General features: G+C 69.1%; 15 protein-coding genes and 1 pseudogene. 10 read left to right on the top strand and 6 right to left on the bottom strand.

The genetic code is table 11. The features are described 5' to 3' along the window. Positions 1–67 precede the first annotated feature (67 nt). A complete protein-coding gene (gene ctaD / locus Afe05nite_RS07565) occupies positions 68–1822 on the top strand; it encodes an aa3-type cytochrome oxidase subunit I (RefSeq protein WP_203816267.1) in 1755 nt (584 codons plus the stop codon). Between the two features lie 69 nt (positions 1823–1891). Here the strand turns inward: ctaD and Afe05nite_RS44895 are convergent, their stop codons facing one another. From Afe05nite_RS44895 to Afe05nite_RS07540, 5 genes are all read right to left on the bottom strand, one after another. After that, positions 1892–2374: a TetR/AcrR family transcriptional regulator gene (locus Afe05nite_RS44895; protein WP_344222952.1), complete on the bottom strand. Its 483-nt coding sequence runs from the start codon at positions 2372–2374 to the stop codon at positions 1892–1894. 122 nt (positions 2375–2496) lie between these two features. Further along, positions 2497–2823: a DMT family transporter gene (locus Afe05nite_RS07555; protein WP_438867752.1), complete on the bottom strand. Its 327-nt coding sequence runs from the start codon at positions 2821–2823 to the stop codon at positions 2497–2499. A 728-nt stretch (positions 2824–3551) separates the two neighbouring features. Then, positions 3552–4940, bottom strand: a complete 1389-nt coding sequence (locus Afe05nite_RS07550) for an MFS transporter (RefSeq protein ID WP_203816266.1) — start codon at positions 4938–4940, stop codon at positions 3552–3554. An 84-nt stretch (positions 4941–5024) separates the two neighbouring features. Beyond that, positions 5025–5600, bottom strand: a complete 576-nt coding sequence (locus Afe05nite_RS07545; RefSeq protein WP_203816265.1) for an isochorismatase family protein — start codon at positions 5598–5600, stop codon at positions 5025–5027. A gap of 10 nt (positions 5601–5610) precedes the next feature. Beyond that, positions 5611–6897, bottom strand: a complete 1287-nt coding sequence (locus Afe05nite_RS07540) for a nicotinate phosphoribosyltransferase (RefSeq protein ID WP_203816264.1) — start codon at positions 6895–6897, stop codon at positions 5611–5613. Between the two features lie 104 nt (positions 6898–7001). Here Afe05nite_RS07540 and clpS point away from each other — a divergent pair, with 104 nt between their 5' ends. From clpS to Afe05nite_RS07515, 5 genes and pseudogenes are all read left to right on the top strand, one after another. Then, positions 7002–7292, top strand: a complete 291-nt coding sequence (gene clpS, locus Afe05nite_RS07535) for an ATP-dependent Clp protease adapter ClpS (RefSeq protein ID WP_203816263.1) — start codon at positions 7002–7004, stop codon at positions 7290–7292. Between the two features lie 21 nt (positions 7293–7313). Next, on the top strand, positions 7314–7814 hold the full coding sequence (locus tag Afe05nite_RS07530; RefSeq protein WP_203816262.1) for a DUF2017 domain-containing protein: 501 nt from the start codon (positions 7314–7316) through the stop codon (positions 7812–7814). A 53-nt stretch (positions 7815–7867) separates the two neighbouring features. Beyond that, a pseudogene (locus Afe05nite_RS07525) lies at positions 7868–8355 on the top strand (M67 family metallopeptidase). A gap of 58 nt (positions 8356–8413) precedes the next feature. Further along, positions 8414–8728 (top strand): MoaD/ThiS family protein, encoded by a 315-nt coding sequence (locus Afe05nite_RS07520; RefSeq protein WP_203816260.1) that lies wholly within the window; start codon positions 8414–8416, stop codon positions 8726–8728. Between the two features lie 5 nt (positions 8729–8733). Further along, entirely contained in the window at positions 8734–9699 is a 966-nt protein-coding gene (locus tag Afe05nite_RS07515) for a PLP-dependent cysteine synthase family protein (protein ID WP_203816259.1), read from the top strand. Here Afe05nite_RS07515 and Afe05nite_RS07510 read toward each other — a convergent pair. Beyond that, the gene (locus tag Afe05nite_RS07510) at positions 9696–10106 is read right to left on the bottom strand and encodes a hypothetical protein (RefSeq protein WP_203816258.1); all 411 of its coding nucleotides are present in this window, start codon (positions 10104–10106) and stop codon (positions 9696–9698) included. The genes Afe05nite_RS07515 and Afe05nite_RS07510 overlap by 4 nt on opposite strands. Before the next feature lie 260 nt (positions 10107–10366). On the opposite strand from Afe05nite_RS07510, the gene Afe05nite_RS07505 reads away from it, so the two are divergent. The 4 genes from Afe05nite_RS07505 (at position 10367) to rdgB (ending at position 13746) form a co-directional block, all read left to right on the top strand. Then, the gene (locus tag Afe05nite_RS07505; protein WP_203816257.1) at positions 10367–11113 is read left to right on the top strand and encodes an MBL fold metallo-hydrolase; all 747 of its coding nucleotides are present in this window, start codon (positions 10367–10369) and stop codon (positions 11111–11113) included. A 67-nt stretch (positions 11114–11180) separates the two neighbouring features. Further along, positions 11181–12347 carry a glycosyltransferase gene (locus Afe05nite_RS07500; RefSeq protein ID WP_203816256.1) on the top strand — a complete coding sequence of 389 codons (1167 nt, stop codon included), beginning with the start codon at positions 11181–11183 and terminating at the stop codon, positions 12345–12347. A gap of 62 nt (positions 12348–12409) precedes the next feature. Continuing rightward, a complete protein-coding gene (gene rph, locus Afe05nite_RS07495) occupies positions 12410–13138 on the top strand; it encodes a ribonuclease PH (RefSeq protein ID WP_203816255.1) in 729 nt (242 codons plus the stop codon). Continuing rightward, complete coding sequence (gene rdgB, locus Afe05nite_RS07490; protein ID WP_203816254.1) at positions 13135–13746, top strand: RdgB/HAM1 family non-canonical purine NTP pyrophosphatase; 612 nt, start codon at positions 13135–13137, stop codon at positions 13744–13746. The genes rph and rdgB overlap by 4 nt, the downstream gene beginning before the upstream one ends. The last annotated feature ends 389 nt before the right edge of the window (positions 13747–14135 follow it).

Raw genomic sequence — 14135 nt, 5'->3', positions numbered from 1 at the left:
GCCTGCGAGGTACGCCTTTCGCTTTGGGTGTGCTGAGCGGTACGAACCAGACGTACGGAGGCTATTCGTGACGACCGTTGCGCCAAAGCCGATCGTGACCCGGCCCTATCCGGTCCGGCGGCAGGTCAAGGGTTCGGCGCTTGCCCGGATCCTGCGCACGACGGACGCGAAGCAAATCGGGATCATGTACATGATCACGTCCTTCGTGTTCTTCATGCTCGGTGGCCTGATGGCCCTGCTGATGCGCGCGGAGCTGGCCCGGCCGGGCATGCAGTTCCTGTCGCCGGAGCAGTACAACCAGCTGTTCACGATGCACGGCACGATCATGCTGCTGTTCTTCGCGACGCCCATCGTGTTCGCGTTCGCGAACTTCGTGGTGCCGATCCAGATCGGCGCGCCCGACGTGGCGTTCCCGCGACTGAACTCGTTCGCCTACTGGCTCTACCTGTTCGGCGGCACGATCACCATCGGCGGGTTCCTCACCCCGGGTGGCGCGGCCGACTTCGGCTGGTTCGCCTACACCCCGCTCAGCGACGGCCTGCACTCGCCGGGCGTCGGCGGCAACATGTGGGTGGTCGGCCTGGCGCTTTCGGGCCTCGGCACCATCCTCGGTGGCGTCAACATGATCACCACGATCCTGACCCTGCGCGCCCCCGGCATGACCATGTTCCGCATGCCGATCATGACCTGGAACATCCTGGTCACCAGCCTTCTGGTGATCATGGTCTTCCCGTTCCTGGCGGCCGCGCTGTTCGCCCTCGCCGCCGACCGCATCCTCGGCGCCCACGTGTTCGATGTGGACACCGGCGGGCCGATGCTCTGGCAGCACCTCTTCTGGTTCTTCGGCCACCCCGAGGTCTACATCATCGCGTTGCCCTTCTTCGGCATCATCACCGAGGTCATCCCGGTGTTCAGTCGCAAGCCGGTGTTCGGCTACAAGGGCCTGGTCGCCGCGACGCTGCTGATCGGCGCGCTGTCGATGTCGGTGTGGGCGCACCACATGTTCGTCACCGGTCAGGTGCTGCTGCCGTTCTTCAGCTTCCTGAGCTTCCTGATCGCGGTGCCCACCGGGATGAAGTTCTTCGTCTGGATCGGCACCATGTGGCGCGGCCAGATCAGTTTCGAGACACCGATGATGTTCGCCATCGGCTTCCTGGTCACGTTCCTGTTCGGCGGGCTGTCCGGCGTGCTGCTCGCGGCGCCGCCCATCGACTTCCACGTGTCCGACTCGTACTTCGTGATCGCCCACTTCCACTACGTACTGTTCGGCACGATCGTGTTCGCGGTCTTCTCCGGGATCTACTTCTGGTTCCCGAAGATGTTCGGCCGGATGCTCGACGACCGGCTCGGCAAGGTGCACTTCTGGCTGACGTTCATCGGCTTCCACGCCACCTTCCTGGTGCAGCACTGGCTCGGCACCAAGGGCATGCCCCGCCGTTACGCCGACTACCTGCCGTCCGACGGCTTCACCTTCCTGAACACGTTCTCGACCCTCGGCTCCTTCGTCCTCGGTCTGTCGACGCTGCCGTTCATCTACAACGTGTGGAAGTCCTACAAGGTCGGTCAGCTGGTGACGGTCGACGACCCGTGGGGCCACGGCAACTCGCTGGAGTGGGCCACCTCGTCCCCGCCGCCGCTGCGCAACTTCGACCGGATGCCGCGCATCCGTTCGGAGCGCCCGGCCTTCGACGCGAAGTTCCCGGAGCTGGCCGCGGGCCACTCGCTGGCCGGCCCGCCCGAGGGCGGCGCCAAGGTCCTGACCAGCGAAGCCGACGGCGGTGCGACCTACCGGGAAGACACTTCCGCCAACCGCGACAACTAGCTCTTCCGCACTCGGCCCGCCGCCCCGCAACGGGGTAGGCGGGCCGTTTGTCGTTTCCGGCAATGCCGGTCAGGACGCCAGACGGCGGATGGCCGACCGCAGAGCGGGGCCGTTCAGCGGGCGGTTGGCGGTCAGCATGTGGAGCATCGTGCCGTCCAGGAGCGCCGAGATGTCGTGGGCCGGCTGATCGCCCACGTGCGGGGCCAGGACCTCGTGCAGACCCTGCAACCAGTCCCGGCCGAGGGGTTGCAGGGCCTCGTTCCGACCGGCCGCCACGCACAGCTCGAACTCGATCTGCGCCCGGCGCCGGTCCGACATGTATTCGTCGACCAACTCGACAAGGGCCGCGGCCAGATCCGGGGCATCCTGAAGCCGTTGCGCCCACCGGCGAAGGTCGGCCTCCTGGTCAGCCGCGTACTTGTGGAGCCCGGCCTCGATAAGCGCGTCGAGCGTCGGGAAATAGTAGGTGGTCGCCCCGAGCGGAAGGCCGGCCCGCGCTGCGACCGCCCGGTGCGTGGTCCGCCCGATGCCGACCTCCGCGATGACCTCGATCGTCGCGTTGGCGAGCGCTTCCCGCCGAGCCCGTGGATCCCGCGTCCGCCGTGCCGGGGTGCCCGCTGCCGCTTTGGTGGCCGTTGCCGCTGCCGCTTTGGTGGCCGGATCGGTGGAGGGGGTCAGTGGGCACCGCCGAGGTTGAGGGTCACTACGCCCGCGATGATCAGGCTGATGCCTGCCACCTTGGTGGGCGTGATGGGCTCGCCCAGGAAAACCGCGCCGATCGCGACGATGGCGGCGGTGCCGAGGGCCGACCACAGAGCGTAGGCCACGCCGACCGGCACGCCCTTCACCGCCTGGGAAAGTGCCACCAACGAGATCGCGTAGCCCGACAGGCAGGCCAGAGTCGGCCAGAGCCGGGTAAATCCCTCGGTCGACTTCATCAGGCTGGTAGCCACGATTTCCACGGCGATCGCAACCATCAGATAGACGTACGACACGGTCACACCCTCTTCTTGTACGTTTGTACAAGTACGATCGTACAACAGGGCCGAGAAAAGCTCACCCCTCGTCTTCGCCTGCCGATCGTGCGGGATTCGACTGCCCCAACGGACACCCACCAGACGCCGCACCGAGGCTGACCGGGGCGGCTTGTGGCACGCCGGGCTTGTGGCACGGCGGGCTTGTGGCACGGCGCGCTGCCGCACGGTGTGGCGGCTTTGGCGCCTTGCCGCACGGTGTAGGCGGCCTTGGCGCCTTGCCGCACGCTGAGGCGGCATCGCCCGCGCTGTCGCGTGCTTGTGCCCGCCTCGTCGACCTGCCTCACGCTTGGAGCGGGCCTCGTCGCGCCGTATCACGCTGGGGGCCGCCTCGCCTGCACTGTCGCGCGCTTGTGGCAGCCTGGTCGAACTGCCCACGCTGGAGCGGCCTCGCTGCGCTGCATCACGCTGTGGCCGGCTTACGAGCGGTGGACGAACAAGCGCCGGCCCCGCTCCGATGAGGCCGCGTCAGGTCGTGCTGAGACCCGCCTGACCTGCGCCGGTAAAGCGGTGTTGGTCCTTACGGAGGCCGCGCCGGCGGGGGCTGAGGTCGCGCCGATCCCGTGCTGGCGAGTGCTGCGCCGGCTAGTGCTGAGGCCCGGCCGGCTCGCGTCCAGGTCGCGCCGGGGTGGCGCGGGTCGGCGCCGAGGCTGGTCGGAGCCGGCCCGCGGCGTGAACCCGCCGTCGTGGTCTGGTCAGTGCCGGCTGACCGGGCTGGGGCGGGATTCCTGCGCTTGGCGGGGGATCACGGCCGCGGGACCAGCCGTCCCGGACGCCAGGACCTCATCGGCCGGGACGTCAGCGGTGGCCCGGACCTCAGCGGTGGCCGGGACGCCGGCGGCGGGGACGGCGGGCGGGACCTCGGGGGCCGGGGCGTCGGGGGAAGGGGCGGAAGCGGGCTCTGATGCTGGGGCGGAGCGGCGGTGGAGCAGCTCGGCAGGGATCACCGCCAGGGCGATCAGTGTTCCGACGCCGCCGACGGCCACGAAACCCCAGACCGGTGACCAGGTGTCGGCGGCCAGGCCGGCGAGGGGGCCGCCCAGGGCTACTCCGACGGTCAGTGACGAGTTGTGCAAGCCCATGGCCTCGCCTCGGGCTGAGGCCGGGGTCATCCGGCTCGCCGCGTCGGCGCTTGCCGTGATGGTGGGGGCGCACAGGGCGCCGCACGGGATCAGCAGCAACGCCAGCAGCCACCAGTGGGCGCCGCCCAGGGCGACCGCCATGGTCAGCACCGCCATCGGGGCGAGCAGGCTGACCGCGGGCAGGCGGCGGCGCATCGTGCCGTAGGCGAAGCCGCCCAGCAGTGAGTAGAGCGCCCACAGTGTCATCACCGGGCCGGTCCAACCGACCTCGCCGCTCTCGCGCAGCACCGCCACGACTGCGACGTCGGTGCCGGACAGGACCAGGGTGGCGGCCATCGTGACGGCCAGGACGGCGACGAAGCGGGGGCGCAGCCACGAGCGGCGCGGAACGCGCTCGCCGGATGCCACGGGGGTTTCGTGCTCGGCGCGGACCGGTGGGTTGAGCAGCCACAGGCCGAGGCCGGACAGGAAGATGCCGCCGCCGATGGTCAGCATGGCCACGCGGGGGCCGGGGCCGGTCGCGATCAACACGCCCAGGGCGGGGCCCGTCATGAACGAGAGCTCGGTGGTGATCGAGTCGAGGGCGAAGGCGGGCAGACGCTGGGCCTCGGGGGTCAGTGCCGCGATCGACTGGCGAGCCACCGAGAAGGCGGGCAGCGCCAGGAATCCGCCGAACAGAGCCATGATCAGCAGTGCCGGGTAGGGCACGCCCTGGGCGACCGACCAGAAGATCACCTCGGCCACCGTGGTCAGGACCAGGACCGGGCGCAGGCCACGACGGTCGATCAGCCGGCCCATCACCGGTGCGCCGACCGAGCCGCCGATCGTGAAGGCGGCGCCGACCAGGCCGGCGGCCGCGTAGTTCTGATCGAGGTCGGCGACCACGTGCAGGGTCAGGACGACGGCACTGGCCGCGATCGGGATGCGGGCCAGCGTCGCCACGGCCAGCAGCGACTTGATCCGGGGCAACGCGAGTGTTTCGCGGTAAGGCGTGAGCAGCATTCGGTTCCTGACCTCCGCCCGACATCCTGCCCTGCGGGTACGACAGAAAACCAACGGCTTTCCAAGGAGAAAAAGGGGCGAAAGCTAAGAAACCCTCGGTGTGCCAGTGGTCTCAATCGAGGCGCCGCGGAACTGCTCGAGCGCCGCCTCGGTGGTGCCGGGAGCCACGCCCGCGGTCAGGTCGAGCAGGACCGTGGTGCCGAACCCGGCGGCGCGAGCGTCCAGTGCGGTCGCTCGTACGCAATGGTCGGTCGCGATGCCCACCACGTCGACCTCGGTGACCTCGCGAGCGCGCAGCCAGTCGGCGAGCCCGGCGCCGTCGTGGGCGTGCCCCTCGAAGCCGGAGTAGGCCGCCTTGTGCTCGCCCTTGTGGAAGATCTCCTCGACCCGGTCGGTGACCAGCGACGGGTGGAAATCGGCCCCGCCCGAGCCGACCACGCAGTGCGCCGGCCAGGTGTCGCGGTAGTCGGGGTGGTCGCTGAAGTGGTTGCCTGGGTCGATGTGCCAGTCCTTGGTGGCGACCACGTGGTCCCAGCGGCCGGACTCGGCTTGCAGGATCTCGGAGATCGAGGCGGCGACCGCGGCCCCGCCGGTGACCGCGAGCGAGCCACCCTCACAGAAGTCGTTCTGAACGTCGACGATGATCAGCGCACGTGCCACGAGAAGACCCCTATGCGGTCGGGACGATGGTGACGGGGATGGCCGGGTCGCCGGCCGAGAGCTTCAGGCCCTCCCACGGGATCGAGATCAGGCACTGGCGCAGGTGCTCGCGCGAGTCGGCAAGCGTGGACCGGTCGACGACCTCGCCACCGGCCACGAACGAGCGCTGCAGCAGCCGGTCGTTGGCCATGTGGTCGGGGACCCCCTGGGAGACGATGATCTCCTCGGTGGCGGTGCCGGTCGGCTTGTGCCGGCGTACGGCGGTCTTGCGGCCACCGACCGTCGCCTTGTTCTCCGACCGCTTGACGACCGGTTTGCCCTCGACCTCGACCAATTTGTAGACCAGGCCGGCGGTGGGCGCCCCGGAACCGGTGACCACCGCCGTGCCGGCGCCGTACATGTCGACCGGCTCGGCGGCGAGGGTGGCGATCGCGTACTCGTCCATGTCACCGGAAACGATGATCTTGGTCTCGGTCGCGCCCAGCGAGTCGAGCAGTTCGCGCGAGTGCTGGGCCAGCACCGACAGGTCGCCCGAGTCGATCCGGACGGCGCGCAGGTCGGGGCCGGCCACCGCGATGGCGTTGCGGATGCCCTGGGCGATGTCGTAGGTGTCGACCAGCAGCGTGGTGTTCTTCCCGAGCGCCGCCACCTGCGAGGCGAAGGCGGCCGGCTCGTTGTCGTGCAGCAGCGTGAACGCGTGCGCCGAGGTTCCGGTGGTGGGAATGCCGTACCGCATGCCGGCCGCGAGATTCGAGGTGGAGGCGAAACCCGCGAGGTAGGCGGCGCGGGCGGCGGCGATGGCGGCGTCCTCATGCGTACGCCGGGAGCCCATCTCGATGATCGGGCGTCCGCGCGCCGCGGTGACCATGCGGGCCGCCCCGGTGGCGATCGCGCAGTCGTGGTTGAGCACCGACAGGATGAGCGTCTCGAGGATCACGCACTCGGCGAAGGTGCCCGAGACCGTCATGATCGGGGACCCCGGGAAGAAGAGCTCTCCCTCGGCGTACCCGTCGATGTCGCCGGTGAATCGATAAGCCGCCAGCCAGGCCGCGGTGCTCTCGTCGACGATCTGCGCCCGGCGCAGGAAGTCGATGTCCTCGTCGCGGAAGCGGAAGTCGCGCAGGAGCTCCATGAGCCGCCCGGGCCCCGCCACGACGCCGTAGCGCCGGCCGGTGGGCAGCCGGCGGGCGAAGACCTCGAACACGCAGCGGCGGTCGGCGGTCCCGTCCTTCAGCGCGGCGCTGACCATGGTCAGCTCGTACTGGTCGGTCATCAACGCGGGGGCGAAGGAGTTCACCCCCTCACCCTATTGCGCGTTCCTGCCCCTTACTAACGGCGCCCTGACCTGCGGTTCGGCGTTCCGGTTCACCGATCGCGCAAAACCGGTGGCAACATGGGGGCATGGCGTTGCCACAGGTCGCTCCGCTCGAGGCGCCGGAGATCGAGGAAGCCCCCGCCGATGATCGGCCATGGGTGACGATCGTCTGGGACGATCCCGTCAATCTCATGTCGTACGTGACCTATGTTTTCCAGAAGTTGTTCGGCTACAGCAAGGAGCGTGCCGAGCAGCTGATGCTCGACGTGCACACGAAGGGCAAGGCGGTGGTGTCCTCCGGCGCGCGGGAGCGCATGGAGATGGACGCCAACCAGCTGCACGGATACGGTCTCTGGGCGACGGTTGACCGGGCCTGAGCAATCCGCGGGAGAGGGCAGATGTTCCGACGCAACGGCAGCCAGTGCGTGGCCACCTTCGCCATTGACGAGGTGCGCGTGCTGCGCAAGGTCGCCGGCGAGGTGGTCGGCCTGCTGACCGACGGGATGGACCACACCGACCCGGTGGTGTCCCGGCTCTTCCCGGACATCTATCCGGATCGCCCCGACGACTCGGCCGAGTTCCGCCTCTACACCGAGGGGGACCTGAAGACCGGGAAGATCGATCAGGCGGGCGCGATTCTCGCGGCCCTGCCGGACGGCGACGAGGGTGAGGTACGCCTGGACGGCGAGGCCGCCGAGGCGTGGCTGCGCGCCATCAACGACGCGCGCCTCGCGATGGGCACCCGGCTCGACATCACCGCCGAGACGGACCTGTCCGAGGAGTTGGAGACGGCCGTCGTGCAGGATCCGGGCTCGAGCCGGGTCTTCCAGCTGAGCGTCTACGCCTACCTCGGCTATCTGCAGGAGTCGCTGCTGAACGCACTGCCGGAGATCGACTGAGTGTGGCCACGGCCATACTCGGAGCACGGAAATCTCACGGTAATGTGAACAGCGTGCTGACTATCGATCGGGCGATCGTTGATGCGATCTTCGCCCACGCTCGGCGGGACCACCCCGACGAGGCCTGTGGTGTGATCGCGGGCCCGGCCGGCAGTGACGCTCCCACCCGGTTCATCCCGATGGACAACTCCGCCCGGTCGCAGACGTTCTACCAGTTCGACTCCATGGAACACCTCAGGGTGTGGCGCGAGATGGACGACAACGACGAGGAACCGGTCGTCATCTACCACTCGCACACGGCCACCGAGGCCTTCCCGTCCCGGACGGACATCAACCTCGCCGGTGAGCCCGGGGCACACTATGTGCTGGTTTCCACGCGCGACCCGGGTGTCGACGAGTTCCGGTCGTTCCGCATCGTGGACGGTGTAGTCACCGAGGAAAAGGTCGACATCGTGGATGCGAAGGTAGACGCGTGAGTGCGAGCGTGCAGTCCTACATGTTCGGGCAGAGCCCCGTGTCGGTGGTCTACGAGTGTCGCTGACGACATTCGCGTAGATCCTCGTCCGTTGTTCGACCCTTACTCAGGAGCATTCACCGACATGGCAATCGAAGTTCGCGTTCCCACCATTCTGCGCAGCTACACCGGCGGCTCGAAGATCGTCGAGGGCGCCGGCGACACGCTCACCGCGCTGATCGACGACCTGGACGCCAAGCACAGCGGCTTCAAGGGTCGGCTGATCACGCCCGAGGGCAACCTGCACCGCTTCGTCAACATCTACATCAACGACGAAGACGTCCGGTTCCTGGGCGCGCTCGACGCGAAGCTCAACGACGGTGACTCGATCACCATCCTGCCGGCCGTCGCCGGCGGTGCCCTCGGCTTCGCGGCCGCCGCCGCTCTGCTGGGGCGCTAACCACCATGGCTCGTTTCGAGAGCCTGCTTGACGCATGTGGGGGCACGCCGCTCGTCGGCCTGCCCCGCCTCTCGCCGACGGTGCCCGACGGGGCACCGCCGGTGCGCCTCTGGGCCAAGCTGGAAGACCGCAATCCGACAGGCAGCATCAAGGACCGCGCGGCACTGTTCATGGTGCGCGAGGCCGAGGAGTCCGGCCATCTCCGGCCGGGCGACACCATCCTTGAGCCGACCAGCGGAAACACCGGCATCGCGCTGGCCATGGTGGCGAAACTGCGAGGCTATCGCCTCGTCTGCGTCATGCCGGAGAACGTGTCGGCCGAGCGCATCCAGATCCTCCGGATGTACGGCGCGGAGATCCTCTTCTCGCCCGCCGCCGGTGGGTCCAACCAGGCCGTGGCCACCGCCAAGCAGATCGCCGCCGAGCACCCCGACTGGAAGATGCTGTACCAGTACGGCAACCCGGCGAACGCCCGCGCGCACTACGAGACCACCGGTCCCGAGCTGCTGCACGACCTGCCGACGATCACCCACTTCGTGGCCGGCCTCGGCACCACCGGCACGCTCATGGGCACCGGCCGCTTCCTCAAGGAAAAAGTCGAGGGCATCCAGATCATCGCCGCCGAGCCGCGCTACGGCGAGCTGGTCTACGGCTTGCGCAACATCGACGAGGGCTACGTTCCCGAGCTGTACGACGCGAGCGTGCTCACCCGCCGGTTCTCGGTGGGTACCCGCGACGCCGTCCTGCGCACCCGGCAGTTGGTCGAGGTGGAGGGCATCTTCGCCGGTTTCTCCAGCGGGGCGATCCTGCACGCGGCCCTCGCGGTGGCGCATGAGGCGGTCAAGGCCGGCCGCCGCGCCGACGTGGCCTTCGTGATCTGCGACGGCGGTTGGAAATACCTGTCGACCGGCGCCTACGGCGGCACTCTCAACGACGCGGAAGAGGCCCTCGAAGGCCAGTTGTGGGCTTAGTAGAGGACCGCGATCAGCACGTCGACCGCTAGCGGGACCGTGGCTGCCGCCAACAGCAGCCACGGCACCCAGCGGCGGTGGATCGACAGGAACGATCCGACGACAAGCGTCACGCTCAGAAGTCCGAAAAAGGTCATCGTCGGGACGTACCAGAACTCCGCGCCGTTGACGATCTTGACCAGGACGCGCATGCCGATGCCGACGCCTGCCAGTCCCAGCGCGGCGGACCAGAGCGCCATCGCGAGCAGCCGTGCCGGTGCCGGGGCCGGATCGTCGGCCGCCGGGAAGCGGAAAACTGTCCGCCGATTCCCGAGCGTCGCCGGAGCCGGTGCGGTCTCCCAGCCGCCGAACGGCATGATCTCCGCCGCCTCGGTTCGCGTGTCGCGGCTCTTCTCGACCGTAGTCACACGGCCTCCGTCCCGTACGTCCCAGTAGTCATCACTTTGTGCAACGCGAACGACTCACCGGACGTAACGGCAAAAGCGCTAATGACCGAGGTCACGGGTGGTGTGATGTACGTTGTCGATTTAGCGACAAATCGATCAGACGTTTATCTCCCGCGCAGGTCGCGAAGTACGCTTCGCTCCGTGATTGACTGGTCTGACGAGACTGGCACGGACCGGTCCAGCGGGGCGTGGACGACCCAGCGTGAGCCAGAGGGACCCGCATGCGACTGACCGTTCTCGGCTGTGCCGGCAGTTTTCCCGGCCCCGAGGCGGCCTGCTCCGCCTACCTCGTCGAGGCCGGCGGTTTCCGACTTCTCATCGATTTCGGCTCCGGCTCGATGTCGGCGATGCAGCGATACACCGACATGAACGCGATCGACGCGATCATCCTGACTCACCTGCACTGCGACCACATGCTGGACGCCTGCACCTACATCGTGGTCCGGCGGTACGACCCGAGCGGTGCCCGCCCGCCCATTCCGGTCTACGCCCCGCTCGGTGCCTCGGAGCGGATCGCGGCGGCGTACAGCTCGGAGAATGAACCTCTCGACGACGTCTACACCTTCTACGGTCTGCAGCCGGGCACTTTCCCGCTCGGGCCGTTCACGATCACCGTGGACCGGGTCAATCATCCGATCGAGACCTTTGGCGTACGCGTGGAGCACGCCGGCCGCGTCCTCGCTTATTCGTCGGACACCGCGCCGTGCGAGGCCCTGTTGCGGCTGGCCACCGGCGCCGACCTTTTCCTGTGTGAGGCGAGTTACCTCGACGGTGTGGACAATCCACCCGGACTGCACCTGACCGGCGGCGAAGCGGGCGAGGCGGCTACCAAAGCCGATGTCGGGCGGCTTTTGCTGACCCATTTGATACCTGCGTGGTTCTCTGAGGCATCTATTGTGGATGCGGCCACCGCGGCCTTTACCGGCCCGGTTGAGGTAGTCAGACCTGGCGCCCGGTACGATCTCTAGGGCCTGAACCGGGGGGCGGGGGCTGCGTAGCCGTTGCACCACCGGATCGTGATCTTGGAGTTGATGCATGCGCATCGTCCGCTTGGCCAACTTCGTGACGACGCATACCGGTGGCCTCCGGACAGCCCTGCGTAACCTGGGCGAGGGCTACCAGCGTGCGGGTCACGAGGCGATCCTCGTCGTTCCCGGGCGTGAGCGCTCCGACATCCAGACCTCCCAGGGCCGCATCATCACGCTGCCCAGCGCGCCCCTGCCGCGCACCGGCGGCTACCGCGTGATGACCCGCCGCAGCGAGCTCACCCAGCTGCTCGACTCGCTCGAACCCGACCGCATCGAGGTCTCCGACCGCTCCTCGCTGCGCTGGACCGGGGGCTGGGCGCGCGCTCGCGGCGTCGGCTCGGTGATGGTCTCGCACGAGAGCCTGGCCGCCCTGCTCGGCGTCTGGGGCATGCCCAAGCGCGACCACGTCGCCGACCGGCTCAACCGGCGCACCGCCGAGAACTTCGACACGATCGTCTGCACCACGGCGTTCGCCGCCGCCGAGTTCCGCCGGCTCGGCGTGCCCAACCTGGTCGAGGTGCCGCTCGGCGTCGACCTCGACGAGTTCCACCCCTCCCGCCGTGACCCGGCCATCCGCGCCCGTTATGCCCGCGCCGACGAGCTGCTCGTCGCGTTCTGCGGCCGGCTCTCCGCGGCCAAGCGCCCCGAGCTGGCGGTCGACTCGATCGCCGCGTTGCGCAACGGCAAGGTACCGGCGGTGCTCGCGGTCGCCGGTGACGGCCGGCGCCGGGCGGCGCTCGCCTACCGGGCGGCCCGGCTCCCGGTGCGGTTCGCCGGGCACATCGCCGACCGCTCCGCGGTCGCGGCGCTGATGGCAAGCGCCGATGTCGTCGTTTCACCGGGCCCGGTGGAGACGTTCGGCTTGGCGGCGCTGGAGGCCCTTGCTTGCGGTACGCCGGTGGTCGTCAACGAGAGCAGCGCGCTGCCCGAGGTGGTCGGCGGCGCGGGAGTGGCCGTGCCCGGCACCCCGGAAGCGTTCGCCGCGGGCATCCGCCTGCTGATGGAGCGACCGGAGCCGGAGCGCCGCCGGGCCGCTCGCGAGCGCGCCGAGGGATTCGGCTGGCAGCAGGCGGTCGACGGCTTCCTGCGGGCACACGGTGCGTTGCCTCTCGGGCTGACGATCGCCCGGCCGCGGCCGCAGGCGGTCCTGCGTCCGGCCGTCCCCCGTCCCTGACTTATCCACAGCCGCACAACCTGACGGAGCAAACCGAAGCCCCACCCAATAAGGTTTGAACCATGGCACGACCCGACGGCCGAGCGGCCGACCAGCTACGCCCTGTCACCCTCAGCCGGAAGTGGAGCATCCACCCGGAGGGGTCGGTGCTCGTCGAGTTCGGCAACACCCGGGTGCTCTGCACCGCCAGCGTCACCGAGGGGGTGCCGCGCTGGCGCAAGGGCTCGGGCCTCGGCTGGGTCACCGCCGAATATTCGATGCTGCCCCGCGCCACCAACACCCGTGGTGACCGGGAGAGCATCAAGGGCAAGGTCGGCGGCCGCACCCACGAGATCTCCCGGCTGATCGGTCGCAGCCTGCGGGCCTGCATCGACCTCAAGGCGCTCGGCGAGAACTCGATCGTGCTCGACTGCGACGTGCTCCAGGCCGACGGCGGCACCCGCACGGCCGCCATCACCGGGGCCTACGTCGCGCTCCACGACTCGGTCAATTGGTTGGCCGACCGCAAGTCGCTGGCCGGCAAGGTGGAAAAGGTCATGCACCGCTCGATCCAGGCGGTCAGCGTCGGCATCGTCGACGGCGAGCCCCGCCTCGACCTGATGTATCTGGAAGACGTCGCCGCCGAGGTCGACATGAACGTGGTGTGCACCGGCGACGGCGACTTCGTCGAGGTGCAGGGCACCGGGGAAAACGGCGTGTTCCGCCGCGACCAGATGGACGCCCTGCTCGACCTCGGCGTCCTCGGTTGCGCCGAGTTGGCCGCCGCCCAGCGGAAGGCGCTGGCCGCATGAGCGCCAAACTGCTGCTGGCCACGGCCAACAAGAAGAAGCTTGCCGAGCTCCAGCGCATCCTCGACCAGGCCCTGGGCACCGACCGCATCCAGCTGATCGGCCTGACCGACTTCGAGGATTACCCGGACGTCCCCGAAACCGGCCTGACCTTCGGCGAAAATGCCCTGATCAAGGCCCGCGAGGGCGCCAAGCGCACCGGCCTGCCCACGGTCGCCGACGACTCCGGCATCGCGGTCGACGCTCTCAACGGCATGCCCGGCGTGTTCAGCGCTCGTTGGTCCGGCCGCCACGGCGACGACCCCGCCAACCTCGACCTGCTGCTGGCCCAGATCTCCGACGTTTCCGACGAGCAGCGCGGCGGCGCCTTCGTCTGCGCCGCCGCCCTGGTCCTCCCCAACGGCCGCGAACACCTGGTCGAAGGCAAACAGCGCGGCCAGATCCTCCGCGCCCGCCGCGGCGCCGGCGGCTTCGGCTACGACCCCGTCTTCCTCGGCGACGGCCAGGACCGCACCAACGCCGAACTCTCCCCACCCGAAAAAGACGCGATCAGCCACCGTGGCAAAGCCCTCCGCGAGCTCTCCAAAGTCATCGCCAAGGAACTCCCCTAGGTTCCGCCCCACCCTCCCCCCCTCCTGCCACGCCCGCACTCGCCGGACCGCTTGCCTGGGATCGGCGTGCGCGGGGCCGCCTGCCTAGGACGGTCGTCCTGGGCCGCCTGTCCAGGAACGGGGTGCTCGGAGCACCTCGCGCTGTCTGCCGGCGGCCAGTCCAGCCCCTCAGCCAGGCCGCTGGCGCCTAGGTTTGCCAAACCGGCTACCTGCTGCTTTCCCTCTGGCCACCTGTCGCGCTGCGGCTCCCAGTTCACGCCACACGCGGGCCGCCGGGCCACCTGCCAGCTCTAGGCCGCGACCACGCCCCGGCTTGCGACCACGCCCCGGCTTGCGACCACGCCCCGGCTTGCGACCACGCCCCGGCTTGCGACCTCGCCCCGGCTTGC

This window comes from Paractinoplanes ferrugineus, from assembly GCF_016862195.1.
Lineage (GTDB): Bacteria > Actinomycetota > Actinomycetes > Mycobacteriales > Micromonosporaceae > Actinoplanes > Actinoplanes ferrugineus.
Note: the sequence above shows the minus strand (reverse complement) of the source record. Positions and strands in the feature narration are given on the sequence as shown.

Bases quoted from the DNA above. Each gene is read 5' to 3' on its own strand.
- Afe05nite_RS07550 (WP_203816266.1), bottom strand. From the start codon at position 4,940: ATGCTGCTCACGCCTTACCGCGAAACACTCGCGTTGCCCCGGATCAAG.
- rph (WP_203816255.1), top strand. From the start codon at position 12,410: ATGGCACGACCCGACGGCCGAGCGGCCGACCAGCTACGCCCTGTCACC.
- Afe05nite_RS07505 (WP_203816257.1), top strand. From the start codon at position 10,367: ATGCGACTGACCGTTCTCGGCTGTGCCGGCAGTTTTCCCGGCCCCGAG.
- Afe05nite_RS07515 (WP_203816259.1), top strand. From the start codon at position 8,734: ATGGCTCGTTTCGAGAGCCTGCTTGACGCATGTGGGGGCACGCCGCTC.
- clpS (WP_203816263.1), top strand. From the start codon at position 7,002: ATGGCGTTGCCACAGGTCGCTCCGCTCGAGGCGCCGGAGATCGAGGAA.
- Afe05nite_RS07530 (WP_203816262.1), top strand. From the start codon at position 7,314: ATGTTCCGACGCAACGGCAGCCAGTGCGTGGCCACCTTCGCCATTGAC.
- Afe05nite_RS07500 (WP_203816256.1), top strand. From the start codon at position 11,181: ATGCGCATCGTCCGCTTGGCCAACTTCGTGACGACGCATACCGGTGGC.
- Afe05nite_RS07520 (WP_203816260.1), top strand. From the start codon at position 8,414: ATGGCAATCGAAGTTCGCGTTCCCACCATTCTGCGCAGCTACACCGGC.
- rdgB (WP_203816254.1), top strand. From the start codon at position 13,135: ATGAGCGCCAAACTGCTGCTGGCCACGGCCAACAAGAAGAAGCTTGCC.